Origin of the sequence: Bacillus sp. RC51 (genome assembly GCF_044908115.1) — a bacterium.
Taxonomy (GTDB): Bacteria; Bacillota; Bacilli; order Bacillales; family Bacillaceae_G; genus Bacillus_A; species Bacillus_A mycoides.
Genome location: NZ_JBIYCW010000004.1, coordinates 79,771 through 102,967 on the forward strand (window position 1 = coordinate 79,771; position 23,197 = coordinate 102,967).

Genomic DNA, 23,197 nt, shown 5'->3' on the forward strand with positions numbered 1-23,197 from the left:
TTTGATGTGTAATACAAAGTGCATTGACTCCTTTTTTACAAAACTCACAACTTAAATAGTAAAACATGTTTATCGTAATTTTCCAAACACCAATTATATTTTTTTAGAATAATTGGGTGGACAACTTCTTTCGTAGTATCGACTTCAGTATAGCCATATTTTTTATAAAAGTTTTCTAGTTCCTCGAAAGGAAGACAATACACATTTTGTATTTGTAATTTTTTCGCAGTTTGTACTAAAAATGATACGAGTTCCCCAGCTAATTGTAGACCCCTGAATTTAGGGAGAATAAAAATCCCACCCATTTCAATAGTATTTTCATCTATTTGGACTAAACGTCCAACACCTGCATACTCGTTGTTGTATGTAATGATCGCAACTGTGTCTCGTGTTAAATCACTTGGTACAAATCCTATCGATTCATAATGATTATTAACCCATTCTAAATCATTAGATGTAGCTAGTTGAATACTCATATGTATCCTCCCTCAGAAAAAATGTAATATTCTCATTATACACAGTGTAATAACTTGTAAAAAGAGGCTAAAATGAAATCATTTTTATTTGCAGTTCAAGTTTTGAATAATAGTGCATACAATATAAAGTCTTTTCCTTTCTTCATTTTAGTTTTACGTATATAATTTAAAAGTAATATTTTTTATTTTATTTATTATATATTTATAACAGAATAGAGGTTTAAAAATGGGTGTTAAAATCATTACGGATAGTGCGGCGGATTTACCGGTAGAATTGCTGCAAGCATATGATATTGATTTAATTCCACTCCGTGTATATGATGAAGCAGAAACAGAGTATTTAGATGGGGTTACATTAAAATCAGTTACATTACTGCAAAAAATGAGAGAAGGCGCAGTTTATAAAACGTCATTGCCTTCACTTGAAACATTCCAAGAAAAATTTATTTCTTATGCAAAAGAAGGTAACCCTTGTATATATTTAGCTTTTTCATCTGAATTGTCTGGTACATATCAATCGTCAGTTCTCATTAAAAAAGAAGTGAAAGAAACATACACTGATTTAGATTTAGAAATTATTGATACAAAATGTGCCTCACTCGGTCAGGGTATTGTCGTATTAGAGGCTGCAAAAATGGCAAAAGAGGGCGCATCAAAAGAAGAAATATTAAACCGTGTCGCTTTTCTAATGGAGCATATGGAGCATATCTTCACTGTAGCTGACTTACAGTACCTTGTTAGAGGTGGACGTTTAAGTAAAGTAGCCGGTTTCATCGGTGGTTTGCTAAACATTAAGCCAATCTTAAATGTGGATGAAGGAAAACTTGTACCACTTGAAAAGGTACGAGGGAAAAAGAAAGTATTAAGCCGAATTGTTGATATTATGGAAGAGCGTGGGAAAGACCTTAAAGGTCAAACAATCGGTATGACTCACGGTGATGATTTAGAAACTGCCGAAGCATTAAAAGCATTAATTACTGAAAGATTCGGTTGTGAAGTATTTATCGTAAATACAATTGGGGCTGCAATCGGAGCGCATACAGGACCAGGTGCGTTAACATTATTTTTCTTAAATGAAGTAGAGTAAAGGATTGATCTTTTGATCAATCCTTTTTTCTTTAAATAAAATATAGAATTTACTATTTATTAGTGCTTTGTTTTATAGGTAAGAAGGTATAAAGGAAACAAGTGAAGGCTAGTATGAAACTAAATATTTCAGTATCATCAACTACTAAACCATTGTTCCACTGATAAAGGAAGGATGCTAGCAATAAAAGAGTAGCAGCGCCTCCAACATATCTTGCTATTTTTCGTGTTGAATCTTTTTTTGTTTTTACAATCATATTTGTCATCCTTTCATATTTACTAAATAATTCGACAAACTAATTTCTAGGATGTGATATTGATAATTCATCTATTGAGCTCATTTAATTTATTTTCATTTACAATAGATGTCTTCCATGTACTAGGTAAATGTAATTAACCATTCGATCTATTTTAAGAATGATAGTTTACATGTAGTTAAATCCTTTTCATTAAGTTTATCGTAATTCAAGTATATGGCGCCGTCTTTGTTAATAACAAGAAGTAAAATTGTATGAAAAAAGTGGGCAAAAACCTTAAATTTAAACCATTAAATTTAACAAGCTATCTAGAAATAATCATAATATGAATGTAATATTAAAATAAATGATACATTTTTTTACATTTGTGAAATTGTATATTTTATATAGTATGAAAGATTAAGAAATACATAATGACTTATTTAGTGAAAAGCATGAAATGGTTAATTAGGGAGAGAAAAAGATGGAAATTGGGGAACGTATTCGGCAAGTTCGTATGCATAAAGGATTGACACAGGGGGAGCTCGTATCAGAAATATGCTCAGTAACATATTTAAGTAGAATTGAGAGTGGGAAAATCAAACCATCATCTTCTTTTTTAAAACAAGTTTCTAAGAAGCTGGGTGTTGATTGCGATTTTCTCATAGATGGCAATTACGAGGAGATAAAGCTTACTATTCTTGAAATATGTAATAAATATAAAAAAGATAAAATTATAACTGAAGCTGAATTATCTTTGTTAGAATTATACGTTCGTGAAGTGGACGCAATTCCTTTATTACTAAAGACGTATGGCGTCATCATATACTATCATGTCCGAAATAAAAACTTATTATATGTGAAGTTATTTGTAGATCAAGCTTCGCAAATGATTCCAAGTCAGGTGGAAATGCAAGATACTGAGGATTATATTTATTACTTAAGAGCTCGAGGTCTTTATTTTTCTAATAAAGGTGAATATTTTACAGCATATGAAGTTTACAAAAAGATAGAAAATATGCTGGAACTAGAAGAGACAGAGTTGCACGCAGATACGTATTACAATCTAAGTATAGTAAGTCAGAATCTTAATAAAGATCAAAGTATTAGTCGCATATATGCAAAAAAAGCATATAAATTGTATAAAAAGTTTAATATAGAACAATATAAAATTTATGCGCTAATACTTCTTGCGATGCAATATAACAAAGATAAACAGTATGAACAAGCATATGAAATTTTAAAACAAGTAGAAAATGAATCAAAGGTGGAAAATGAGCCATTGAATTTATGTTTTTTGAAATATAATTACGGGAAAATTTATCAAGCATTAAAAGATTATAAAAATGCAATAAAGTGTTACAAGGAAAACTTGATTCTTTGTGAGTATTTACCAAACAAAGAAGGTAAGGTATATACAATTCGGAATTTAATAGAAATTTATATAGAATTAAAAGATTGGCAAACAGTAACTAAACTTATAGATGAGGCATTTGAAATTTTATCGATTTGTGATGTACCGTATGCCCATGTTCAACTATATGGATTTAAAGCGGAAAAATCTAAAATATGGACAGATTATAATGGATATGAGAAGAATATGAAAACAGCAATTGAGATGGGGATAGAAAAACAGCAATATAGCTTGGTTACTGAATTAGCTTATAAATTAGGAGATTATTATTATGAGAATCGTTCCTATAAATTATCTGCAAAGTATTTTAAAATATCAGCTGAAAATAAAATGGATTAAAACAGGGTTTCAGTAATATGTTTTCTTAGTTTATAAATTATTAGGGGTTATCCTAAAGAGTACGTGTTTTAACGCCCTTAGGGAGAAACTTTTTTTATCCCGCATTAGCGGTTCTGTATGGAAAGAACCGCTAATGTGAATTGCATATGCGAAGCAAAATAAAAAAGAAAAAGCCAATGTCCTTAACGTATGGAAATTGGCTTTTGTTTATCTGTATTATAGAAACTGGCCAACTGGAAAATCAAGATTGATAGTGGTATGGCACAACATTGATTTATGGAAGTTCGCTTTCTTTGAAAACAAACGCATTAAAACAACAACTTCTAAGGATTCACTAGATAAAGCATCTTCATCTTCTCTACCAATAAGCACTATATCCGGTAAAACAGGCCAGGAACCAGCGCGATTATAAAAGTGAGCTAAAGATGGTTTACATGTGAATATACCGAAATCTATATTGCTTTGTTTTTCAATCCATTCAGTAGCTGCAGCAACTGTTTGTAAACCTAAGCCTTGCCCATGATAATCTGGATCAGTCGCTACACAACTAAGTCCGGCTATATTAAATATTTGCCCATTATGATGGATAGTTTTGCGCACTACACCTGCATAGCTGACTAACTTTCCATCTATGTAGGAATAAAATGAGCGTACATTAAATTCTTTAAGGTGAGTTTCTGAAATTGTTTCCTTAGGCGTGGAATCGAAATCTGGCCAAACCTGCTGTAGCATTACAGCAATTTCGCGTCGTAATGCATCAGATGCTTGATTATAGTCGGTTGATTGTACAATATGAGTTGTCATAAGTTATTCTCTCACTTTCTACTATGTTTAAATTCTATATATACTCAGTAAAAGCCAGCATCTTTAGATATCGTTAGGGTGGTATTTTTTTCAATTTGTTTGAAATATATTTAAAAATCAGTTCCAGTCATTCGAGCTAGCATAAATGTTATTAAAAATATTGACTCGCAAGTAAAAGCTCTGATTTATTTGATGCTTAATAAGCTAAGAATAACATAAAGAGAATAGTCATTATTTTTTAGAGCATCCTAAAGTTTATCATCTAATAAGCCTGGAGTGAATCTCATGCTAAAGAGTAAACTATCCCTAATAATTTACGGGATTCTAATAATGGTCATATTTGCATCTCCGAAAGAAGGAAACGCAGCTAACATATCTGATAAAGATTTTTATGATTCCTATAACACTTTATTGGCTCCGTATGCAAGTCGAACGATTCAAAGCAAACTTGGACCTTCGCATCAGTATAGTTTAACTGATGTGAAGGTTATAAAAATTGACCGATCCCCCAAATACACTTTTAACTTCATTGTCGTTGCAAAGTATCGAACTTATACAAACGCCCATAACCCACCAAATCATGTTGTAACAATTACTTATAACATTAATCCAAGTGGAGTGAAAGTTATAAACTTCAAACAAAAGAAAGAGTAAATAAACAGTGTAGTCTATACGAACCTAGAAATTCCCTAGTAGAAGTAGTAATACTTACAACTTATATAAATAGGAAGAAATAGAAAATGAAATATCAAATTACATTCATATAAGTTTGAACATTTCAAGATATTAAAATTTTGATAGTTCATATATAATAGTGAAAAGAGTAGATTTTTGTAACTATTTGTAAAAAAAGGAGGGTGCAAAATGAATAAAATAATACAAGCCCAATCTCAATGGGATTTGGACAGGCTATATCCTCAAGAACAAAACTTCACGTTTTCTATAGAAACGATAGAAAGATTAAAAATTGAATATAAAGCAACAAAAGACTCAGTAATCCTTTCACAACTTATACAGGCTATCGAAAAAGCAGAGTATTACTTATATTGCCGTGCTGCTGAAGATGAGAAGCATCCTGAAAATACTTTACTAAGTGTAAAAGTAAATCAATTAAAGAAAGAAGTTCAACTATTAATAGAATCTAGTAAGGGACAAAGTGTTAATACAAATCATTCAAGTATTAAACTAATAGAAAATGAATTAAAAGCTTGGGAAGATATGTATACACAATTACGAAATAAAATAGAAGTAATACACGATAAAGAGACTTTATCATTTGGACAAGCAAATTACGTTGTGATGAATAGTGATGATCATAATGAAAGATTAATAGTATTTGATTCTCTTACAAATGCTTTGAATAAGGAAAAAGATATCTTTGCTACTGTATTGAATCAAATAGGAAGATTACGTCATGCTAAAAGTGATGAAATGGAAGGAACAGAGATTTTAAAACAATCACTACAAGCAAATGGCATCTCTGAAACTGCATTATCCCAGATGTGGAATGCAACGGAACAAAATCTTACGAAGCTAGTAATTGCGTTAAACGGTTATAAAAAAGGAAAGAATTCAATTACATGGTACGAGCTAATGACATGGAAAGAAAGTAATGAGACTGTTATTCCTTTTTCAGTAGCAGTAAAAAACATATATGATGCACTAAAAAATATAGATGAAGAATTGGCACAGTTCGCACAGAATGCAATAGCGAATGGCTGGATCGATGCTGAACCGAGAGATAATAAACCACCGGGTGGATTTTGTGCTCCTTTTTTCAGTGAAAAAGAATCTCGCATTTCACTTCGTTATGATGGAACAATTGATAGTGTAAGAGTACTTGCTCATGAACTAGGACACGCTTGGCATTTTTATGTTATGAGTCTTGAACAATCTACAACATTTTTAGATGATTATCTGCCAATGAGTACAGCTGAATCAGCGTCTATTTTCTTTGAAACGGTAATCATGAATTATTTAATTCAAACAACAGATTGTGTAGAGATGAAAAAGTCATTGCTTAGCTGGAAAATAAGAAATAGTTTTAATTATGTTATGGCAATTCGTGCATCGTTTCAGTTTGAGAAGAAGTTTTATGAAGAATGCAAGGAAGGTCCTTTAAGTGCTGATGAAATTGAGAAATTATCTATAGCCGCGCAAGAAAAGGCATACGGGAATGCACTAACAGAATATCAACCGTTTGTTTGGATGAAATACGTTCAGTTTTATATAGCAGATGTTCCTTTTTACAATTATCCATACACATTTGGGTATTTAGCGAGTTTTAGCTTAATTGAAATAGCAAAGGAAAATAAAAATAAAAATGCATTTCATTTGAGGTATAAAGAGTTTTTACGAGAAACAGGAAAGGCCACAGTTGAAGAATTGATGAAAAAACATTTTGATATTGATCTAACGGAGTATGAATTTTGGAATAAAGCTTTTATGCAAATTCATAAAGATATTGATGAATATTTGCAAATTAATTAAGGGGACTACATACATGAACAGAATCGGCATTATCGGAGCAATGCAAATGGAAATAGACTTACTATTAGAAAAACTAATCATTAAAGAGGAATATACTATTGCGGGAATACCTTTTTATAAAGGAAACTTCATGGATACAGAAATTATTATTACGCGATGTGGTGTAGGAAAGGTAAATGCTGCCGCATGTACACAAATTTTAATTAATAAATTTGATGTGGATTCTATCATTAATACAGGTGTTGCGGGTGGATTACATCCGGATGTGAAAATTGGCGATTTAGTTATTTCTACAAATGTTACGCATCATGATGTTAATAAACATCAAATGAAGAATCTATTTCCGTTTCAAGAAGCTTTTCATGCAAGTGAGGAATTAAGAGATTTAGCCCGAAAAGCTGTTAATAGTAGTAGTTTAAATATTACTGTTCATGAAGGAAGAATCGTCAGCGGAGAATGCTTCGTCGAGGATTCAAAATTAAAGGAGCAATTAGTCACTGAATATGCACCTCATTGTACAGAAATGGAAGGAGCAGCAATTGGACATGTTGCTTATATAAATGACATACCGTTTCTCGTTTTGAGATGCATTTCTGACAGTGCAGATGATTCAGCGCAAGTTTCATATGATGACTTTGCGAAAATTGCAGCGAATTATTGTTCAGAAATTATTGTTGAGATGCTTAAAAATATTTCGAGTAAAGCTGTATTGTAGTTCATAAGTAAAGAATGGGAGAGAATATCATGTTACAAGCACTAATTTTCGATATGGATGGAACTTTATTTCAAACAGATAAAGTTTTAGAGTTATCACTAGATGATACATTTGATCATTTACGGTCACTACAATTATGGGATACGATAACACCAATTGATAAATATCGTGAAATTATGGGTGTACCTTTACCTAAAGTTTGGGAAGCTTTATTACCTAATCATTCTAATGAAGTAAGGGAACAAACAGATGCATATTTTTTAGAAAGACTAATTGAAAATATAAAGAGCGGAAATGGTGCCTTATATTCGAATGTAAAGGAAGTTTTTAGTTTTATAAAAGAAAATAACTGTTCCATTTACATTGCTAGTAACGGTTTAACGGAATATTTACAGGCAATCGTATCTTATTATGATTTAGACCAATGGGTTACTGAAACGTTTAGTATTGAACAAATTCAATCGCTTAATAAAAGTGACTTAGTAAAAAGTATTTTGAAAAAATATGATATAAAAGAGGCAGCGGTAGTTGGAGATCGTTTATCCGATATTAATGCGGCAAAAGATAATGGTTTAATTGCGATTGGATGTAATTTTGATTTTGCACAAGAAGATGAACTTGCTCATGCTGATTTAGTAATTGATGATTTAATGGAACTGAAGGGGATATTACCAGAATTGAAGAATTCTTACACTACAAATTGAATAAGTGAACAGACAAATGAATGCTCAAAATAATATATTTTAGGGCATTTTTGTTTTGTAATTATTACATAGAAAAGTAGGTGGAAAAATGGATAGTATCAAATATTACTTAGACTTTGAAGGTATATGTAAAAATTCTTTACTTGGCGAGATGTTGAATGTTCCAAAATCTATATGTGGTGGGCTTTTACATCGGATGTATGTTATTGAAACAACAAAAGGAAAGTATGCGATAAAACTTCTAAATCCTCAAATAATGCTTAGACCAAAGGCGATGCAAAACTATATTAATTCAGAGAAAATAGCTACTCGCGTATCTAAAAAGGTACCAGCTCTCCCAGCCAAAGAAATTAAAGGTGATTCTATACAAAAAATAAATGATCAGTTTTATCTCATATTTGATTGGATAGAAGGCGAAAGGCTGAAAGACGATGAAATAAATAATGTCCACTGCGAAAAAATAGGTGAAATCCTTGCGGAAATACATAAAACGGATTTTGGGGAGTTAGATATAACCAATGATGGGTTGGATAATGACCAATTAATCGATTGGAATTATTATTTGCTAAGAGGTAAAGAAGATCATTTGGAATGGGGTGACTTATTCCTAAAAAACAATGAAATTCTTAAAAAGTGGAACGCAGCAGCAATTGAATCATCCGAAATGCTTTCAAAATCAAAGGTAATAAGTCATAGAGATTTAGATCCTAAAAATGTAATGTGGAATAATAATAAACCAGTGCTTATTGATTGGGAATCAGCAGGTTATATAAATCCAATGCAAGATTTAATTGAAACCGCAATTTACTGGTCAAAAAATGAACAAGATGAACTTGAAAAACAAAGATTCTCCTCTTTTATTAGTGGCTATAAAAATAAATATGGTGAACTACACGCGAACTGGAAAATAGTATTAGCAGCTGGATTTTTAGGAAGGCTAGGATGGCTTGAATATAATTTAAAACGCTCGTTACGAATTGAATGTACAGACGAAGAAGAACAGAAATTAGGAACGATTCAAGTAGTAGAAACAATACATGATATTAATTTCTATGCAGATACAATTCTTAAAGTGGTTAATTGGTTAAATAATGATAAAGAAGAAGTTTGAAATGATTTCGATAGAAAGAGTAGGTAATTATGCTACAAGATATACAAATTAAGAAAATTGAAGATTTACTAAAATATGAGATCAATCATCTTATCGAAGAAAGTACAAAAGAAGGATTTAACTTCTTAATAAAACTAATAAATGAATATGAAAGTAAAAGAAATACATTTAGTAAAACGGGCGAATGTTTATATGGCATTTTTCGAGGTGATACGTTAATTGGAATCGGTGGATTAAATCAAGATCCGTATACGAAAGATAATAAGATTGGCCGATTGAGGAGATTTTATATTTCAAAGGATTATCGGCGCATCGGATTAGGGAAGTTGTTATTAAAGAAACTATTAAGACATGCGGAAAAGTATTTTCACGTTGTTGTTCTACATTCGGATACAAAGCAAGGTGATGAGTTTTATAGCGCAAATGGATTTGTAAAAGGAGAATATTATAAAGGTTCGAGTCACTATATAATATTGTAGAAAGGTTCCATGCTCATTGCGTATGGAACCTTTCTTATGCAATTACATCTTAACATTCATTTGTTTCAATAAACCCTTCGGATTACCTTTTACATAATAAAAATGCGGATTATTTTCATCATCGTAAAGCATAATGTAAGGTTTTTCGTTAAGTGGGAGAAGGATGAGTACTTCATCAATTGTTGTATGTAACCATTGATTTGTAATAGGAACAGGTTTCGATAATGGGATTTTTATCATATGTCCATCTTTCGGAACGACGTTTAAGTTTTTGAACGGGCCAGTAATGGATTTAGCATATTGAACAGCTTCTTTTTGAATAGCTGGATCTAAAGATTGTTTTTGAACGACCATTTCTTTTTTACAATCAAATACTTCAATTTGTTTATTTGTATTTGCGAACGCATTTGTTGATAATAAAAAGAAGAGAAGAGTAATGACTCCTATTTTTTTGAACATGAAACAACACCTCACACTTACTATACCCTCAAACGTTGTAAATATTTTTATGTCACATTGATGTAACAAAGAAGTTGTATGATAAAATTGATATTTGTTTATAAGTAATGGAGGAAATGTAATGAAAGTATTAATCGCAGATGATGAACAAGATATGCTGAAAATTTTAAAAGCGTATTTTGAAAAAGAAGGCTTCGAAGTTTTATTAGCAAAGGATGGAGAGGAAGCACTTCAAATATTTTATGATGAGAAAATTGACTTAGCTATTTTAGACTGGATGATGCCGAAAAGTAGTGGTATTGCTGTCTGTCAGGAAATAAAAAAGAATTCGAGTGTAAAAGTATTAATGCTTACTGCGAAAAGTGAAAGTGAAGATGAATTAGCAGCTCTTCAAAGTGGGGCAGATGAGTATGTGAAAAAACCATTTCACCCAGGAGTGCTAATTACGCGAGCGAAAAAGCTTGTACAGCATGAAGAGGTTATTCAAGTTCAAGATTTAAAAATAGATTTCACCAAAAATAAAGTATATAAAAATGAGAAAGAATTAGACATTACAAAGACAGAATTACAATTAATAAAGTGCTTTTTAAATCATAAAGGCACGATTTTAACGAGGAAAAAGTTGTTAGATATAGTCTGGGGATTTGATTATTTTGGGGAAGAGCGAACGGTTGATACGCATGTAAGAAGATTACGTAAAAAAATAGGAGAAAATATTATAAAGACACATCGCGGTTTAGGATACAGTTTGGAGGAAGAGTGTGAATAAACTCGGTAAAAAGTTATTTTTCAGCATCTCTTTAACAGTCATCCTTATTTTTGCCATCTCTTTATTATTAATTAACTATTTTTTACCAAAATATAATGTGCACAAAACACGCGAAAGCTTAGAAGGCATTACAGCGCAAATCCAGTCAATACCGCGTAAAGAGCTGGATGATGCTATAAATCGTATTGAAAATGAAGGTAATGTTACGATTGCGTATACATCAATAAATAGTTCAGAAGATGCTATTAATGAAGAATTACGCATGCAACTTACAAAAAAGAGAGTTGCATTGAATAAACTTTGGATTACAAAAGAAGAAATTACGAAAGTGAAGAACCTCGGACAATCGAATAAAATATATGATCAAGAAAAGATAAAATCTAGTTTTTTTGCGAAATACATTGCGAAAGATGATATGTTGATTTTAGTAGGAGTTTCTATCGCACATTCCAATGAAGTAATTAACACGCTTAACTCATTTTATTTATACATTTTGGGATTCTCACTATTTCTTATTATCGTGCTCGTCTGGATTTTTTCAAAAACAATCACTACACCACTGAATGAATTGAGTGATGTCGCAGAAGATATTTCACGTCTGAAATTTAAACGGACGAAAGTTAAAACAAATGATGAAATAGGTGATTTAGCAAATAGTATAAACATTATGAGTGATAAATTACATGAAGCACATCAAGATTTAACAGATCGAAATGACCACTTAAAACGATTTATGGGCGATGTAACTCATGAATTAAAAACACCAATCGCATTAGTAAAAGCATATTCTATGGGAATAAAAGACGGTTTAGATGATGGCACATATGTTGATACAATCATTAAACAAACAGATCAAATTTCAAATTTAATTGAAGAGTTATTGCGATTCTCTAAACTAGAAAGAGATATTTTACAAAAAGAAGAATTCCCTATTGAACCACTAGTACAAAGTATAATAGATAAGCATAAGATTGAACTGGAGTCGAAAGAAATCAAGTTGCAAGTGAACTATAGTGTTGGTGACACGATTGTTTATGCTGATTTAAATAAAATGAGAATGGTCTTTCAAAATTTAATTTCTAATGCGATAAAATATACAACGAATCAAAATATAAAAATCATATTAGAAGAGAAAAATGGCATTGTGTATTTTCAAATTCAAAATGGTATTGCTGCTGAGGGCAGTAAAGAGATAGATAAAATTTGGGAGCCTTTTTACGTATTAGAGTCTTCACGTAGCAAAGAAAAATCAGGTACTGGATTAGGATTAGCGATTGTAAAAAGTATATTAGAAAGACATGGTTTTGAATACGGAGTTTCGGTAGAAGATGGAGAAATACAATTTTATATGTATATAGAAAGGAACTAATTGTCATTAGTTCCTTTTCTATTATCTTGAAAGATTCGAATTTTTTACAAATTTCTCAACTTTCTATGAAAAATAAACTGAATTTTCTGCATTTTTATTGTATAGTAAAAGAAGGAATATATGGGGAGGGAAGGGCATGAGGAAAAAGAAATTAGCAATAACACTTTCAGCTATATTATCTTTAACAATTACTTCAGGAGTTTCTAGTATGACTGCACATGCGGAAAATAAGGAAGGGAGCTCTGTAAAAGGGAGTGATATTAAGTTAAATGGTCAAGTCTCAGAAGCTTTAACTCCAAACACAAAAATTGAATTAGAAAATGGGATGACGAAGCCAATCTATTCACTTGATGAGGCCATCGTAGAAAATTTATTTGTAGAGACAGAAGTTGATAGTGATCGAGATGGTAAAAAAGATCGTGTATCAGTAAAGGTTATGCGCCCAAAGACAAATCCAGATGTGAAAGTCCCTGTTATTTATGAAATGAGCCCATATCGATCTGGATTGAAAGATGTTCCTGTTTATAGTGTTGATGAAGAATTGAATGCATATGGAGGAAAACCGTATGGAGCTGTTAATCTTGGTTCATACGGAAATTATTACGTTCCAAGAGGATATGCAGTCATTTTAGGTGAAAGTATCGGAACTGGGAAATCAGATGGATGTCCGACCACTGGAGATGAGCAAGAAATATTAGGGACTAAGTCTGTCATTGATTGGGTAAATGGACGTGCGAAAGCATATACAGAGGATGGTAAGGAAGTAAATGCAAATTGGTCTTCGGGAAATGTAGGAATGACAGGAGTTTCTTATAATGGTACGTTACCGAATGCTGTCGCAACGACAGGAGTGGAAGGGTTAAAAACAATTATTCCAATCGCAGCGATTAGTAGCTGGTATGATTATTATCGTGCAAATGGGGCGGTTATTGCGCCGGGTGGTTATCAAGGAGAAGATACAGATAATATGGCAGAAGCAGTACTGACAAGAAAGAACCCTGAAGTTTGCGGGCAAATTATTAAAGAACTAACAGCTGGACAAGATCGTAAAACAGGCGATTATAACGATTTTTGGGATAAACGTAACTATGTAAAAGATGTTAAGAATGTGAAGGCTAGTGTGTTTGTTGTTCACGGTTTAAATGATTGGAATGTAAAAACGAAGCAGTTCGCACAGTGGTGGGAAGCTCTTGGCAAAAATAATGTTCCTCGTAAAATGTGGTTACATCAAGGTGGACATGGCGGAACATCAAGTAATAACTGGCAACAAACCCAAAATAAATGGTTCGATTATTGGTTATATGGAATTGAAAATGGAATTATGGATGAACCGATGGTAGATGTACAACGTGAAAATAAATCGTGGCAAAAAATAAAAAATTGGCCAGATCCAGCAGCTGTACCATCAAAAGTCCGTATGTATTTAAGTAATAAAGCAGTCAATCTACCATTAAGTATGGGATCAGTAAACAATGTTTTCTCATTAGTAGATGATGCTAAAATAAAGTCAAATCAACTAGTAGAAAACCCTGAGTTAGAAATAGCGAATCGATTAGTATATACAATGCCTATACTGCAAAAAGATATGCGAATAAGTGGTACGCCTAAAATTTCAATAACAGGAAATATTGATCGATCTGTTTCGAATTTAACAGCTTTACTCGTTGATTATGGCGGAGCGAGGCCTGAAATTGTAACGAGAGGTTGGATGGATCCGCAAAACTTAAATAGTATAGAAAATTCAACAGCGATTCAACCTGGTAAAGATTACACATTTACATGGGACATGCAGCCAGATGATTACGTATTTAAAGCAGGGCATCAAATGGGAATCGTTTTAATCGCAAGTGATTACGATTATACAATTAGACCGAAAGCAGGAACGAAGCTAACTGTGAAATTGAGTGAAGTGACATTGCCGATTGTGAAATAAATAGTTTTTGATGAAGAGCTTACTATAGTAAGCTCTTTAAATTTTGAAATAGAAATGTCTACAAGCATAGGGAGTGTATTATGCATTTCTATTGGTAGATATAATAATATTTACAACAAATAAAAAAATTGCATTAATGATTAAAAGGCCACTAAAGGTAAAAGCGGCAAAACCTCCAGCTAATCCATCTCCTACTTTTTCTCCAATTACGTGCATAGTGGCAAAGAAAACAATGGGGGAAGAAAGAATGAAAATACCACTGGCTATTTTCCATATTCGTTTATACTGCTTTGCTATAAAGAAAATCAGTGTATTAAATATGATAAGAAGAAAAACAAATCCAATTAATGAATTCATCATATCCTCCTTTCGGTATAAGTCTGAATTTTGGTTTCTATATGTTCATTTTTAAGGGAATATTATACAATATGATTATATTCTATGGAAAGCGAGTGATATATTATGACAGTCAGCTCTTTCGAATTCTCATTAAAATTTGAGGTACGGAAAGATTAAGTAAATTAGAATCTTCCGTACACATAAAACGGAGGAGAAAATAAATGTTTAGTTATTATAGTACACTTTGTACGGAATTATATGATTTCACAAAACCTGTCGGTTACTCTTTGAATGGTGATATTGAATATTATCAAGATCGTTTAAAAAGTTGTAAAGGGAGAATTCTCGAAGCAGCAGTAGGATCGGGACGTGTCATTATTCCATTTCTTGAAGCTGGCTTTAAAGTTGATGGGATAGATTATTCGCCTGAAATGCTAGACTCTTGCCGTATGCGGTGTAAAGAGAGAGGCTTGCATCCTAATTTATATGAAGGAAGCTTACAACAATTTTCACTGCCACATAAATATGAAGCGATAATAATTCCTACTGGATCCTTTTGTTTAATTGAAAATCGTGATGATTCTATAAATGCTCTGAAATGTTTTTATCGACATCTTAATCTAGGCGGGCGTTTAATTGTAGATCTTGCGCTTCCATATGACTGGAAGACGGGTGAGATTCATACATCGACTTTTTCTCTGCCAAGCGGGGACGGAATTACATTAGAAAATAAATCAATTGAAATAGATTGGCTTAACCAAGTAACTGTATCATATTTAAAATATGAAAAATGGAGTAAAGGACAGTTAGTACAAACTGAACTACAACGTTTTGCAATGCGGTGGTATGGAATAGAAGAGTTTAAGCTCCTTTTAGAAAGTATAGGTTTCACTGACATTACTTGCTCTGCTGACTATGTTTATGAAAAGCAACCGTCAAATGCAGAACAAATTATTACTTTTGAAGCTGTACGAAAGGAATAATATAGGAACTATTCATGAAAATAAGGCAATCGACACAACATCGACTGCCTTATTTTCAATTTTAGGATATGTTTTATTTCATTGTTTATAGAGAAAGATCGGAGGAAAACAAATGAAATTCATCTTAATATTTGGCCCGCAAGCAGTCGGGAAAATGACAGTCGGACAAGAATTAGCGAAACTAACAGATTTGAAAATTTTTCATAATCACATGACCATTGATTTAGTAAGTCCGTTTTTTGATTACAGTACAAAGGAAGCAAAAAGATTAGTAAGTTTGTTTCGTAATGAAATATTTGAAGAAGTGTCTAAAAGTGATTTATACGGAATGATTTTTACATATGTATGGGCATTTGACCTTCAATCGGATTGGGAGTACATAAACCATGTAGTAAGTATTTTTGAATCAAAAGGCGCAGCAGTATATTTTGTAGAGCTCGAGGCAGAATTAGATGAAAGATTAGAGCGAAATAAAAGTCCACATAGACTAGAGCATAAACCGAAAAAAAGAGACATTGAATGGTCTGAAAAAAATTTAAAAGAAACGATGAAAAAACATAGATTAAATTCATTTCATGATGAAATTGAAAAAAAAGAGTACATAAAAATTAATAATACTCATTTGAATGCTAAAGAAGTAGCTGTAATGATTAAGGGAAAATTCCGATTGTAAAATACTTAAATGCTGTTACGTTTTCATTGTCCAAGCATTCTCCTACTAACTACATATACTATTTATGTTAAAGTCAGTCACTATTTTAAATGGGCTGTTATTTTACTATAAATGACACTTTAGAGAAGTGGGAGGAATAAACTTGGAAAACGAAGAACAAGGAAGAATTGAAAATCAAGTGTATTCAAATCGAGTAGTGAGATCAGAATTTGATGAGAATTGGGAAACTTGTATTTCAAAAAGTGGTTATGTAATCTATGTAGCTACAAGTGATCATGCTGAAGTAATAGTTTTACTTTCAGATGGTTCAAGTAAATTATTAATCTTCGAAAAAGGTGGTAAAGTAGTAGTAGGTGGCGGTGGAACGAGTCATTACAGCAAACCGCATATTGCAAGAAACATTTAATGTAAAAATGATAATCGAGAAGACGCTGGTAACCTTATAGTCTTTAATTTGTATATGGAGATACGTATCCTGAAGTGAGTTTTTGTTTTAGATTCTGGCGTTTTTTGTAACAAAAATAAGATGGAAAAGATCTTTAACGTATAAAGGTCTTTTTTGTTTTATTCACAAATAAAATTAATAGAGGTGAGCTATTAATGAAAAATATTGGAACAACCTATGTTCTTTCGGGAGTTCTCCTATTTGGCCTTACATATATAACTTCCGCAATTTACGCGGGTTCATTAGAAATTTGGGATAGACTAAGCGGGAAATTCTTTACTGCATTTTATGAAATTCATGGTACAACTTTATCTATAATTTCAATTTGTCTTATAATAGTGGGGATATACTGTATACATAAAAAAGTGTAGTGAAAAACAATCAGCCTTTCAGGTACTATACATGAAAGGCTGATTGTTTTTCTGTGTTGAAGGAGTCTTTTAGAAGAATTGTAGTTTTTAGATTGATAGTTAAAACTGTAACTGCTTATGTATAATTAATATTATTTCGTCAAATGAATGTCACATAAAAGTCTTATAGTGTATATAGAAAGTGAAACATATACAAAGCAGGAGATGAAATGATGAAAAAGGCACTACAATATATATTCATATTATTTACGTTAGTTACTTTAAGTTATGTAATTTATATTAACTATGAAAAGCAGAAAGAGATTAAAAATAATAAGCAAGTAATTAGTGAAGTTGCAAAGAGGTATGATATTCCAGATTGGATACCATTATCAATTGCGGATCATGAAACAAAATTTAACCGAAAAGCAATAGGAGATAACGGAACATCTTTTGGATTATTCCAATTACATCGTGGTGGATTAGCACCAGTGCAATTATCGGAAGAGAGTTTAGTGGATTCGCGTATAAATACAACGATAGCAATTTCAAGTATGGTCAAATCGTATGAACGTGGTGTGAAAAAAGGATTGCAGGATTGGGAGTTGCTTAAATATGTTGCTAATACATCAGGGTGGCCAGGAAACTTAGGGGGAGAATGGACAGATAATAATACGAAATATAATAAAGGGCTAGAACAATCATATCAATTATATAAAAAAGAGAAGTAGATATAAAAAGGCATTTTCAATTTGGGGAAATGTCTTTTTTATGTTATAGTATAAAAGTGTTTGGGCGTTATGTTATTTCGATATATCTTCAAATTTGTTATGTAGTATTTTTATATTAAATAACTACTAAAATCATTTTTTTATATAAGGAGTAAGAAGTAGGAATATGAAAAATATAGATTTTATACTAGAAAGTGATGAAACATTAAAACCGTCAGAACGATTAGTACTATTATTATTAGAGAAGCATAGAATGTTATATACGAACGATCTATTAGCTCTTTCAAATTTATCATATAAAACATTAACAGATTCACTAACAGCACTCGTTTTAAAGTCTTATGTTTTAAAGGATACAGGTAAGGGAAGAAGGCAGAATTGTTATAGATTAGTATGATAAGAGTACTGCTATAGATTCTTGCTATATACGTATTTTTCAAATGTAAGGATAAATTCCATTTTTATTTTCAAATGATAAAAAACTATTAATTTAAGTAAATAGCCGGTTTTGATATGTAAAGAGTTCATGGCTGCTAAATATATAATTTCATTTCATTTTTAATAATGTTTATTAGTTGTAAGTGAAAACGATATTTTTTTAAAACGATTATAAAAATGAAACTAAAAAACAATCCACTCATTAGAGTCGGTTGTTTTTTTATTAGGATAACGAATTATAAAAATAATATTATTATGTAAACTTAATTATTTAGAAAGGAACATGTGATTATTAATGGAATTTATTAAGGGGTACTTAATATTTCTATACATGGAGGTTCATTATGGAACAAATCATATCAATATCACAAGCAGTCATAAGCGGGGAAAAAGAAAAGGTAGTAGAAATCATTAATACGGATCCAAGTTTTGTTAACTCATTTAGTGAAGATGGATGGACACCGCTTCACTTAGCTGCTTATTTTGGACAGAAAGAAATTGCAAGTTTCCTTTTAGAACAGGGAGCAGAAATACATATTAGAGCAAAAAACGAAAATGAAAATACACCTCTTCAAGCAGCAATTGCGAATAAGCAAAGCGAGCTTGTAGCTTTCTTAATTGAAAAGGGATCAGATGTGAATGCTGTGCAAAGTGGTGGCTGGACAGGACTTCATGAAGCAGCGTTATTAGGAAATGAAGAAATCATTATATTACTTCTTGAAAATGGTGCTAATAAAATGATTAAGAAAAATGATGGGAAAACCGCATATGATATTGCTTTAGAAAAAGAGCATGAATCCCTATTACATCATTTGCAAGAGGAAGTGAGCTTATGATTAGCCAATGGAATGTAGGGGTTTTTCTTTTTAATGAAGTGGAAGTGTTAGATTTTGCGGGTCCATTTGAAGTTTTTTCCGTTACAGCAACAAGTGAAGGTCAACCATTTACAGTTCATACTGTTAGTCAAGATGGAGAAATGATTACAGCGAGAAATGGATTAAAGGTACAACCGGACTATAGTATCGAAAACTTGCCTCCAGTTGATATTTTAATTATTCCTGGTGGGTTAGGTGTTAGAGAAAACGAAATGAAAAATGAAATAATAACAAATTGGATCCGCGAGCAAATGAAAGAAGTAAAGTTAATGACTTCTGTTTGTACCGGTGCGCTTTTACTTGCGAAAGTTGGATTACTCGATGGCTTCAAAGCGACAACACATTGGGCAAGTATTGAAAGTTTTAGAAATGATTTTCCGAATGTGGAAGTATTAGAGAATGTAAAGTTTGTAGATGAGGGGCATATTATTACGTCTGGTGGAATTTCAGCCGGAATTAATATGTCATTTCATATTGTGAAAAATTTGTTGGGTGCTGAGGTTGCTGAAGAAACAGCGAAGAGAATGGAATATGATATTGATTTACAATATTAAAAATAAAACAAGATGAGCAGTTGGATATTTCCAGCTGCTCGTCTTGTTTTATATTGACTGAATATGCGCTAATTCCTCATCTGTAAGAATCGGGCGGATAGACGAGTCTGCATTTTCTTTCGCTTGTTTTTCTGTTTTTGCGCCAGGAATTGCGACCGATATCGCTGGATGAGTGAGGACATAACGAAGTGCAAGTTGCCCTAAGGTTTGATTTTCATTTGAGAGTAATCGTAGTTTCTCTACTTTTTGTAAATCATCTTGAAACCACTTTTCTTTTGGCCATTCTTGGCGTAAATCTCCGTCAAGAAAAGTTGTTTTATTTGTAAACTTTCCAGTTAATATCCCCATTTTTAAAGGGCCGCGTATAACAGCTCCTAAATTGTTCTCCTGTAGGTAGGGCAGTATGTCGTTTTCTGGTTTTCGGTTTAATATGTTGTAATCAAGTTGCACAACATCAATTTCATCATTTTTATTGAAGTGTTTTATATATTGTATGTCGTGAGTTGAAACACCAACAGCTCTTACTTTTCCGTCCCGTTTTAATATTTCAAATGCTCGTAAAAATGCTTCTGTTTCTTCTTGTTTATCCCACCAAATGTGACAGAAATAAACATCAATATAATCTGTTTCTAGGCGTAGTAAGCTAGTTTCAAATACTGCGATCACTTTTTCGGCAGTATTATAAACAGGCTCTCCACTTGGATCATAGTGATGCCCAATTAAACCGCCTTTCGTTGATAAAACGATATTATTACGGTGCTCTCTTATCGCTTGAGTTACTAACCTTTCACTATGTCCTAATCCGTATACATCAGCAGTATCAATAAAGTTTACGCCGCATTCAATGGCTTTCTTCATAGCGGTTATAGATTGTGTGTCGTTAACAGGACCCCATTCATCGCCGCCAATCGCCCACGCTCCAAAGCCAATTTCAGAAACAGTAATTCCAGTTTTACCTAATGTACGGTAGTGCATCATTTTCCCTCCTTGTAAGCATGTTATAACATCGGTATGCAAAACTAGAATTTATATGTGTAAAAATATTTTCTACAATTGGGGAAAAAGAATAACATAAACTACTATTTTATAGCAGCATAAATAAAAATTCTCATTTTAAATACAGAGATGTCGTCGAACGCTATCTCTAATTGGTTAATTTGTGAGATTTTTTTGTGAAGGAGGTTATTTTATAAGAATAGAATTTAAGTTAGTAAGAGATCGTGCCTATGGTAGTGAGAAAATATGGGTTAGGGGGATTTGAAAATGAGGAAACTCAAAAGAGTCAATGTTCCTAATATACCAGAGCAACTATCACAGCCTAACGACAAGCGAACTATAAATAAGAAGAAGTTAAGGCGTTTTATTTTCATGTTCATTTTTATTGCTGCGACTACTTTGTACGTTCAATATATTTTAACGAAACAACAAGAAGTAATTAATGGCAAAAAAAATACTATAACAAATCAAAAGAAACAATTAGTTTCTTTAAAGAAAGATCAAGGTTCTTTAAAGACTAACATTGAGAATTTAACCGATAATGAAGAAGAGATTTTAAAGTTTGCTAGAAAAGAGTATCAATTTTCTAAGTCAAACGAAACAATATTCGTATTGCCAAAGTGAAGTGGTGGAACAGTTAGCGATAGCTAACTGTTTTTTGATGTATGAGGGAAAAGTTGTTTGTAGTGTGAATGTCATGGTACAAGGAGCAATGACATATTGTAAAAATGAGAAGTTTGAGCCAATTTTAATTGTTTCAAGAGATTTTCATAATTATGGAATATATGTCAAAATAAATATTGTTAAAATTCTGTCAATTGTATATAATACAAGGTAAGCGGATACATTTTTTAATCAACGTTGAGTTAACAGCTTATACGTCTGTTAAGAAAACCGTTATCCTCGTATAAGAAAGGAAGATAGCTGTGTACGCTTCAAATACAATTTACGTCGTAGGGGATGCGAAAGCACCTCAAAATAATCCCATTACCGAAAAGTTCAAAAGTTATTTTGTAGCATTTGTACTTGAGAAGGATACAGGGGAAATTGTAGATGCAGATTGCTCAGCCACAATTGCATTAACATCTCAATTTGTTAAATATTTGTTTCTACATAAAAATATTAATGACCCAGCATTAGTAACAGAAATAAAAAATCGATACTTCGGTTCGTCTCAAAAGGCGCTACTTGTAGCGCTAAAGGATGCACAGAAAAAATATAATCAGATCGCTGCTTTGTCTACACATTCATAGACAAAATCCAGCCGTAAGAATCTTCTTATGGCTGGATTTTTTTGTTTCGCATTAACGGAAAAGCCACCCGGGGATTAAAGTATCACTCTATAAACAATGAAAGGATGAACAAAATGAAAATTACCGATGTGAAGGTAAACCGCCGACATGTAAAGCTTCATACACCGTTTAAAACTGCGCTTCGCACTGTAACGGAAATCGAAAGTATAGATGTGTTTATTCATACAGATGAAGGGATTGTTGGAAAAGGAGCTGCTGCAGCAACACCGGTTATTACAGGTGATTTTACCAACGGGATTGAGGAAGCAATATTAGGGCCAATTCGCTCCGTATTAGTTGATAAAGATGTGCTACAATTTCAAACGTTATTGTTACACATTCAAATGAGCTGTATAGGAAATACAAGTGCGAAAGCGGCGGTAGATATGGCTTTATACGATGTATATTGTCGATTTCACAACATACCGTTATATGCATTATTAGGTGGGAAGAAAGAGATTTATACTGATATTACAGTAAGTGTGGATGAGCCTTTATTAATGGCAAAAGAAGCGAAAAAGCATATCGAAAAGGGATTCCAAACATTAAAAATTAAGGTGGGTAAAGAGGCACATTTAGATTTAGAACGCATAGAGGCAATTCGAAATGTAGTACCAAAGAATACGACGTTACGTTTAGATGCAAATCAAGGATGGAATCCAAAAGAAGCGGTTTCTATTATTAGAGAAATGGAGAATAGAAATTTAAATATAGAATTTGTAGAACAACCAGTTCATGCGAAAGATTGGGAAGGATTAAAGTACGTGAAGGACAATGTACAAACGCCTATTATGGCAGATGAAAGTATGTTTTCGGCAAGCGACGCATTAAAGATTGTCCAAGGAGGATATGCAGACCTACTTAATATTAAATTAATGAAATGCGGCGGCATACGAGAAGCCTGGAAAATTGCAGATATTGCGGAAGCAGCAGGTGTGAAATGTATGGTTGGAAGTATGATGGAATCTTCACTTTCAGTTAGTGCTGTTGCCCATTTAGCTGCGGCACATCCGAACATTCATTACTTTGATCTTGATGCACCGTTATGGTTAATGGAAGACCCGGAAGGAATGACTTACAATGGTCCAAAGGTAAACCTGCATTCTGTAGTGAATATACAATCTTAGAAGTAGTACC

General features: G+C 32.4%; 29 protein-coding genes. 23 read left to right on the forward strand and 6 right to left on the reverse strand.

The window, feature by feature from the left end:
- Nucleotides 1–44: 44 nt before the first annotated feature.
- Nucleotides 45–476: a GNAT family N-acetyltransferase gene (locus tag ABH959_RS10790; protein ID WP_340952621.1), complete on the reverse strand. Its 432-nt coding sequence runs from the start codon at nt 474–476 to the stop codon at nt 45–47.
- 226 nt (nt 477–702) lie between these two features.
- On the opposite strand from ABH959_RS10790, the gene ABH959_RS10795 reads away from it, so the two are divergent.
- Nucleotides 703–1,563 carry a DegV family protein gene (locus tag ABH959_RS10795; RefSeq protein WP_113937499.1) on the forward strand — a complete coding sequence of 287 codons (861 nt, stop codon included), beginning with the start codon at nt 703–705 and terminating at the stop codon, nt 1,561–1,563.
- Between the two features lie 52 nt (nt 1,564–1,615).
- On the opposite strand, the gene ABH959_RS10800 is transcribed toward ABH959_RS10795, so the two are convergent.
- Entirely contained in the window at nt 1,616–1,819 is a 204-nt protein-coding gene (locus ABH959_RS10800; RefSeq protein WP_002110388.1) for a hypothetical protein, read from the reverse strand.
- Between the two features lie 463 nt (nt 1,820–2,282).
- On the opposite strand from ABH959_RS10800, the gene ABH959_RS10805 reads away from it, so the two are divergent.
- The gene (locus ABH959_RS10805; protein WP_113937498.1) at nt 2,283–3,551 is read left to right on the forward strand and encodes a helix-turn-helix domain-containing protein; all 1,269 of its coding nucleotides are present in this window, start codon (nt 2,283–2,285) and stop codon (nt 3,549–3,551) included.
- 216 nt (nt 3,552–3,767) lie between these two features.
- Here the strand turns inward: ABH959_RS10805 and ABH959_RS10810 are convergent, their stop codons facing one another.
- Nucleotides 3,768–4,355 (reverse strand): GNAT family N-acetyltransferase, encoded by a 588-nt coding sequence (locus ABH959_RS10810; protein ID WP_002084997.1) that lies wholly within the window; start codon nt 4,353–4,355, stop codon nt 3,768–3,770.
- Nucleotides 4,356–4,640: 285 nt separating this feature from the next.
- Between ABH959_RS10810 and ABH959_RS10815 the strand changes: the two genes are divergently transcribed.
- The 6 genes from ABH959_RS10815 to ABH959_RS10840 all read left to right on the forward strand — a co-directional run bounded on the left by ABH959_RS10815 (nt 4,641) and on the right by ABH959_RS10840 (nt 9,854).
- A complete protein-coding gene (locus ABH959_RS10815; RefSeq protein ID WP_113937497.1) occupies nt 4,641–5,009 on the forward strand; it encodes a DUF3888 domain-containing protein in 369 nt (122 codons plus the stop codon).
- Nucleotides 5,010–5,219: 210 nt separating this feature from the next.
- Nucleotides 5,220–6,845, forward strand: coding sequence for a M3 family metallopeptidase (locus ABH959_RS10820; protein WP_113937496.1), 1,626 nt, complete (start codon nt 5,220–5,222; stop codon nt 6,843–6,845).
- 13 nt (nt 6,846–6,858) lie between these two features.
- Nucleotides 6,859–7,560 carry a 5'-methylthioadenosine/adenosylhomocysteine nucleosidase gene (locus ABH959_RS10825; RefSeq protein ID WP_113937495.1) on the forward strand — a complete coding sequence of 234 codons (702 nt, stop codon included), beginning with the start codon at nt 6,859–6,861 and terminating at the stop codon, nt 7,558–7,560.
- A 29-nt stretch (nt 7,561–7,589) separates the two neighbouring features.
- Nucleotides 7,590–8,264 carry an HAD family hydrolase gene (locus tag ABH959_RS10830; RefSeq protein ID WP_113937494.1) on the forward strand — a complete coding sequence of 225 codons (675 nt, stop codon included), beginning with the start codon at nt 7,590–7,592 and terminating at the stop codon, nt 8,262–8,264.
- Nucleotides 8,265–8,352: 88 nt separating this feature from the next.
- Nucleotides 8,353–9,375: a phosphotransferase gene (locus ABH959_RS10835; protein WP_404492566.1), complete on the forward strand. Its 1,023-nt coding sequence runs from the start codon at nt 8,353–8,355 to the stop codon at nt 9,373–9,375.
- A 29-nt stretch (nt 9,376–9,404) separates the two neighbouring features.
- On the forward strand, nt 9,405–9,854 hold the full coding sequence (locus ABH959_RS10840; RefSeq protein WP_113937492.1) for a GNAT family N-acetyltransferase: 450 nt from the start codon (nt 9,405–9,407) through the stop codon (nt 9,852–9,854).
- Between the two features lie 42 nt (nt 9,855–9,896).
- On the opposite strand, the gene ABH959_RS10845 is transcribed toward ABH959_RS10840, so the two are convergent.
- Nucleotides 9,897–10,313, reverse strand: coding sequence for a hypothetical protein (locus ABH959_RS10845; RefSeq protein WP_113937491.1), 417 nt, complete (start codon nt 10,311–10,313; stop codon nt 9,897–9,899).
- Between the two features lie 121 nt (nt 10,314–10,434).
- Here ABH959_RS10845 and ABH959_RS10850 point away from each other — a divergent pair, with 121 nt between their 5' ends.
- From ABH959_RS10850 to ABH959_RS10860, 3 genes are all read left to right on the forward strand, one after another.
- Nucleotides 10,435–11,082, forward strand: a complete 648-nt coding sequence (locus ABH959_RS10850; protein ID WP_113937490.1) for a response regulator transcription factor — start codon at nt 10,435–10,437, stop codon at nt 11,080–11,082.
- Entirely contained in the window at nt 11,075–12,451 is a 1,377-nt protein-coding gene (locus ABH959_RS10855) for a sensor histidine kinase (RefSeq protein WP_113937489.1), read from the forward strand. Before ABH959_RS10850 ends, ABH959_RS10855 begins: the two co-directional genes overlap by 8 nt.
- 136 nt (nt 12,452–12,587) lie before the next feature.
- Nucleotides 12,588–14,384: a Xaa-Pro dipeptidyl-peptidase gene (locus tag ABH959_RS10860; protein ID WP_113937488.1), complete on the forward strand. Its 1,797-nt coding sequence runs from the start codon at nt 12,588–12,590 to the stop codon at nt 14,382–14,384.
- A gap of 78 nt (nt 14,385–14,462) precedes the next feature.
- On the opposite strand, the gene ABH959_RS10865 is transcribed toward ABH959_RS10860, so the two are convergent.
- Nucleotides 14,463–14,741, reverse strand: a complete 279-nt coding sequence (locus ABH959_RS10865) for a hypothetical protein (RefSeq protein WP_113937487.1) — start codon at nt 14,739–14,741, stop codon at nt 14,463–14,465.
- Between the two features lie 203 nt (nt 14,742–14,944).
- On the opposite strand from ABH959_RS10865, the gene ABH959_RS10870 reads away from it, so the two are divergent.
- The 8 genes from ABH959_RS10870 (at nt 14,945) to ABH959_RS10905 (ending at nt 19,772) form a co-directional block, all read left to right on the forward strand.
- Nucleotides 14,945–15,706: a class I SAM-dependent methyltransferase gene (locus ABH959_RS10870; RefSeq protein ID WP_002085011.1), complete on the forward strand. Its 762-nt coding sequence runs from the start codon at nt 14,945–14,947 to the stop codon at nt 15,704–15,706.
- A 112-nt stretch (nt 15,707–15,818) separates the two neighbouring features.
- Entirely contained in the window at nt 15,819–16,379 is a 561-nt protein-coding gene (locus ABH959_RS10875) for an AAA family ATPase (RefSeq protein ID WP_404492567.1), read from the forward strand.
- A gap of 142 nt (nt 16,380–16,521) precedes the next feature.
- On the forward strand, nt 16,522–16,785 hold the full coding sequence (locus tag ABH959_RS10880; RefSeq protein ID WP_002142115.1) for a hypothetical protein: 264 nt from the start codon (nt 16,522–16,524) through the stop codon (nt 16,783–16,785).
- A 194-nt stretch (nt 16,786–16,979) separates the two neighbouring features.
- Nucleotides 16,980–17,195: a hypothetical protein gene (locus tag ABH959_RS10885; RefSeq protein ID WP_113937484.1), complete on the forward strand. Its 216-nt coding sequence runs from the start codon at nt 16,980–16,982 to the stop codon at nt 17,193–17,195.
- Between the two features lie 209 nt (nt 17,196–17,404).
- Entirely contained in the window at nt 17,405–17,905 is a 501-nt protein-coding gene (locus ABH959_RS10890) for a transglycosylase SLT domain-containing protein (protein ID WP_113937483.1), read from the forward strand.
- Between the two features lie 166 nt (nt 17,906–18,071).
- Complete coding sequence (locus ABH959_RS10895; RefSeq protein WP_000789035.1) at nt 18,072–18,302, forward strand: hypothetical protein; 231 nt, start codon at nt 18,072–18,074, stop codon at nt 18,300–18,302.
- Nucleotides 18,303–18,687: 385 nt separating this feature from the next.
- The gene (locus ABH959_RS10900) at nt 18,688–19,179 is read left to right on the forward strand and encodes an ankyrin repeat domain-containing protein (protein WP_113937482.1); all 492 of its coding nucleotides are present in this window, start codon (nt 18,688–18,690) and stop codon (nt 19,177–19,179) included.
- A complete protein-coding gene (locus ABH959_RS10905) occupies nt 19,176–19,772 on the forward strand; it encodes a DJ-1/PfpI family protein (RefSeq protein ID WP_113937481.1) in 597 nt (198 codons plus the stop codon). Before ABH959_RS10900 ends, ABH959_RS10905 begins: the two co-directional genes overlap by 4 nt.
- A 48-nt stretch (nt 19,773–19,820) precedes the next feature.
- On the opposite strand, the gene ABH959_RS10910 is transcribed toward ABH959_RS10905, so the two are convergent.
- Nucleotides 19,821–20,747: an aldo/keto reductase gene (locus ABH959_RS10910; protein WP_113937480.1), complete on the reverse strand. Its 927-nt coding sequence runs from the start codon at nt 20,745–20,747 to the stop codon at nt 19,821–19,823.
- 288 nt (nt 20,748–21,035) lie between these two features.
- Between ABH959_RS10910 and ABH959_RS10915 the strand changes: the two genes are divergently transcribed.
- The 4 genes from ABH959_RS10915 to ABH959_RS10930 all read left to right on the forward strand — a co-directional run bounded on the left by ABH959_RS10915 (nt 21,036) and on the right by ABH959_RS10930 (nt 23,187).
- A complete protein-coding gene (locus ABH959_RS10915) occupies nt 21,036–21,392 on the forward strand; it encodes an FtsB family cell division protein (RefSeq protein ID WP_002085024.1) in 357 nt (118 codons plus the stop codon).
- Nucleotides 21,331–21,606 carry a hypothetical protein gene (locus tag ABH959_RS10920; protein ID WP_113937479.1) on the forward strand — a complete coding sequence of 92 codons (276 nt, stop codon included), beginning with the start codon at nt 21,331–21,333 and terminating at the stop codon, nt 21,604–21,606. Before ABH959_RS10915 ends, ABH959_RS10920 begins: the two co-directional genes overlap by 62 nt.
- 88 nt (nt 21,607–21,694) lie before the next feature.
- Nucleotides 21,695–22,021 (forward strand): DUF3870 domain-containing protein, encoded by a 327-nt coding sequence (locus ABH959_RS10925; protein WP_002012954.1) that lies wholly within the window; start codon nt 21,695–21,697, stop codon nt 22,019–22,021.
- Between the two features lie 104 nt (nt 22,022–22,125).
- On the forward strand, nt 22,126–23,187 hold the full coding sequence (locus tag ABH959_RS10930) for a dipeptide epimerase (protein WP_181777938.1): 1,062 nt from the start codon (nt 22,126–22,128) through the stop codon (nt 23,185–23,187).
- Nucleotides 23,188–23,197: the final 10 nt, after the last annotated feature.

Bases quoted from the DNA above. Each gene is read 5' to 3' on its own strand.
- ABH959_RS10790 (WP_340952621.1), bottom strand. From the start codon at position 476: ATGAGTATTCAACTAGCTACATCTAATGATTTAGAATGGGTTAATAAT.
- ABH959_RS10865 (WP_113937487.1), bottom strand. From the start codon at position 14,741: ATGAATTCATTAATTGGATTTGTTTTTCTTCTTATCATATTTAATACA.
- ABH959_RS10810 (WP_002084997.1), bottom strand. From the start codon at position 4,355: ATGACAACTCATATTGTACAATCAACCGACTATAATCAAGCATCTGAT.
- ABH959_RS10835 (WP_404492566.1), top strand. From the start codon at position 8,353: ATGGATAGTATCAAATATTACTTAGACTTTGAAGGTATATGTAAAAAT.
- ABH959_RS10825 (WP_113937495.1), top strand. From the start codon at position 6,859: ATGAACAGAATCGGCATTATCGGAGCAATGCAAATGGAAATAGACTTA.
- ABH959_RS10805 (WP_113937498.1), top strand. From the start codon at position 2,283: ATGGAAATTGGGGAACGTATTCGGCAAGTTCGTATGCATAAAGGATTG.
- ABH959_RS10820 (WP_113937496.1), top strand. From the start codon at position 5,220: ATGAATAAAATAATACAAGCCCAATCTCAATGGGATTTGGACAGGCTA.
- ABH959_RS10910 (WP_113937480.1), bottom strand. From the start codon at position 20,747: ATGCACTACCGTACATTAGGTAAAACTGGAATTACTGTTTCTGAAATT.
- ABH959_RS10895 (WP_000789035.1), top strand. From the start codon at position 18,072: ATGAAAAATATAGATTTTATACTAGAAAGTGATGAAACATTAAAACCG.
- ABH959_RS10875 (WP_404492567.1), top strand. From the start codon at position 15,819: ATGAAATTCATCTTAATATTTGGCCCGCAAGCAGTCGGGAAAATGACA.
- ABH959_RS10850 (WP_113937490.1), top strand. From the start codon at position 10,435: ATGAAAGTATTAATCGCAGATGATGAACAAGATATGCTGAAAATTTTA.
- ABH959_RS10830 (WP_113937494.1), top strand. From the start codon at position 7,590: ATGTTACAAGCACTAATTTTCGATATGGATGGAACTTTATTTCAAACA.
- ABH959_RS10900 (WP_113937482.1), top strand. From the start codon at position 18,688: ATGGAACAAATCATATCAATATCACAAGCAGTCATAAGCGGGGAAAAA.
- ABH959_RS10905 (WP_113937481.1), top strand. From the start codon at position 19,176: ATGATTAGCCAATGGAATGTAGGGGTTTTTCTTTTTAATGAAGTGGAA.
- ABH959_RS10795 (WP_113937499.1), top strand. From the start codon at position 703: ATGGGTGTTAAAATCATTACGGATAGTGCGGCGGATTTACCGGTAGAA.
- ABH959_RS10930 (WP_181777938.1), top strand. From the start codon at position 22,126: ATGAACAAAATGAAAATTACCGATGTGAAGGTAAACCGCCGACATGTA.
- ABH959_RS10815 (WP_113937497.1), top strand. From the start codon at position 4,641: ATGCTAAAGAGTAAACTATCCCTAATAATTTACGGGATTCTAATAATG.
- ABH959_RS10845 (WP_113937491.1), bottom strand. From the start codon at position 10,313: ATGTTCAAAAAAATAGGAGTCATTACTCTTCTCTTCTTTTTATTATCA.
- ABH959_RS10915 (WP_002085024.1), top strand. From the start codon at position 21,036: ATGAGGAAACTCAAAAGAGTCAATGTTCCTAATATACCAGAGCAACTA.
- ABH959_RS10840 (WP_113937492.1), top strand. From the start codon at position 9,405: ATGCTACAAGATATACAAATTAAGAAAATTGAAGATTTACTAAAATAT.
- ABH959_RS10870 (WP_002085011.1), top strand. From the start codon at position 14,945: ATGTTTAGTTATTATAGTACACTTTGTACGGAATTATATGATTTCACA.
- ABH959_RS10885 (WP_113937484.1), top strand. From the start codon at position 16,980: ATGAAAAATATTGGAACAACCTATGTTCTTTCGGGAGTTCTCCTATTT.
- ABH959_RS10860 (WP_113937488.1), top strand. From the start codon at position 12,588: ATGAGGAAAAAGAAATTAGCAATAACACTTTCAGCTATATTATCTTTA.
- ABH959_RS10800 (WP_002110388.1), bottom strand. From the start codon at position 1,819: ATGATTGTAAAAACAAAAAAAGATTCAACACGAAAAATAGCAAGATAT.
- ABH959_RS10890 (WP_113937483.1), top strand. From the start codon at position 17,405: ATGATGAAAAAGGCACTACAATATATATTCATATTATTTACGTTAGTT.